Source organism: Bulleidia sp. HCP3S3_C9, from assembly GCF_052064035.1.
GTDB lineage: Bacteria > Bacillota_I > Bacilli_A > Erysipelotrichales > Erysipelotrichaceae > Bulleidia.
In genome coordinates this window covers 1-1800 of the sequence record NZ_JBQHWJ010000105.1, presented here as the reverse complement: position 1 = coordinate 1800, position 1800 = coordinate 1, and the positions used below count along the sequence as shown (strand labels likewise).

Below are 1800 nucleotides of genomic sequence, written 5' to 3'. Positions count from 1 at the left end.
CTGTTATGAAATGACCTTTGTCAAGCAAAAGATAACTTTTTGAATGTCATTTATCGAAGAAGATAAGGAAAGAGTTCCGAATTGTAACAGTTCTCGGTAGTTGGCCACTCTGTTATTCGTGTATCAGGAAATGAATTTCCACCCCACCAGGTCAATGGTTTCGCCGCCAGCTCTGTACTCTATTTTCTTGGATCACATAAAGAAGCTGTGCCATCATAGTTGATTCGCAGATAGCTGAACCGTCCGTATTGTCCGGTCACTCCTTCCTTATCTCCTTGATCTCTTCATTCTATTGATTATCTTTTTCATTGATTAAACCAGACTTTCTTTTATCACCTTATCTTTCTCACATTTAGCTTGTGAATGAGCATATGCCGCGAAAGCTGCTTTATAGCTGGAAATCTTCCTGCTACACTTGTTAACCGTGTTGCCAAAGGACTTTATTTTTTTGGAGACACGGTTTTTTGAGGGTGCAGGGAGATGGAACCCGGCTGTCAAGCGGATCGTGGAATAGCGGAATGGACAACAGACATCACTTCTATCACACAAGAACAGTATGGATATTATCCGTCATCATTCCCCATATAAAGCATGCAAGCTCTCTTGTTATCGCACACTTGGCCTTATTTGGACTCTTCATATTGTGAATAACAAGATGGTGATATCTCTTTCTTAAGCGTTCATTGGCTTTATCTGCATAGGCAATGACTTCTTCGACATTACCTTCTTGCCTCTTCTTCAACTCTTTACTCTTTTTTGATGTAGCTCTTGAAAAGCACTGTGCTGCTTCTGTCAGTAATTTGCGGATAAATCTGTTCCCCTGTTTGGTAATGCCAGTCTGGTTATGATCGTTACCACTACTCTGCTCACCAACAGACAATCCCAGATAGGCAACAAAATTCTTGGCTTTCATGAATCTTGCGAAATCTCCAATCTCTACAATGACAGCTAAAGCAGTGAGTGTCTTAATACCTTTAAAACATGTAAGTTTATGTACAGATTCTCTGTATTTATCCATCTGTGCAAATTCTTCGATGCGTCTGTCTTTTTCTTCAAGCTTCTCAGTAAGATATTCATATTCTAAAAGTAAACTGTTCAATGTTTCTTTCAGAACAGGCTGTGAGAAAGCAAGATTATTCAACCACTTCATGTGTTTCTGAGTCCATCCAGTTTCTTCGTAGTGCTGACCATGGCGGTTACAGAAAGCCATGATGTGCTGCTTACAGCGCTTCAGTTCCATACGAACATCTTCACGTGCACGAATAAATTCACGAATAGCTTCATCTTCTTCGTCAGGTGTAGCTACAGAACTGTAATCATCATTGCGTAAAGCTTTGGCAATTGCTTCAGCATCACGAATATCGTTCTTTGTTTTCTTTCTGCGATTTATGGCAGTACCAGGAATGGTACTTGGAGCCATAACGACACAGTTGAATCCATTTTCGTTCAGATCACGCTGCAACTTGAAACCGAGACATCCTGCTTCGTAGCCAAGAAGAATATCTTCCTTTTTAAGATTGTATTTCTTGCATAATGCATTAGCATATTTCAAGATATAAGTAAGCTTTGGAGCATACTTGCAGGTGTTGAATGGCTTGTCTTCTGCATCTATAGCAGTAGAGAGTGTGTAATTTGTAGTATGTGCATCAATTCCGATAAAACATGTTATCATGATAACGGCCTTCCTTTCTTGTATTAAGGCAACTTCCTAATACTCTTGTTTTTATTACCAATAACAAGTATATCTCGGATGATCCTCGCTGCTACAAGTTATTGGGAGGTCATTTCATATTGTCTATT

The 1800-nt window shown here is 39.5% G+C and carries 1 protein-coding gene; it reads right to left on the bottom strand.

What is annotated here, in order from left to right; genetic code table 11:
• Window positions 1-541 precede the first annotated feature (541 nt).
• Window positions 542-1672 (bottom strand): IS110 family transposase, encoded by a 1131-nt coding sequence (locus tag ACTND6_RS10940; protein WP_441024269.1) that lies wholly within the window; start codon window positions 1670-1672, stop codon window positions 542-544.
• Between the last annotated feature and the right edge of the window lie 128 nt (window positions 1673-1800).

Excerpts from the sequence above, each read along its gene's own strand:
- ACTND6_RS10940 (WP_441024269.1), bottom strand. The coding sequence starts at position 1,672 with ATGATAACATGTTTTATCGGAATTGATGCACATACTACAAATTACACA.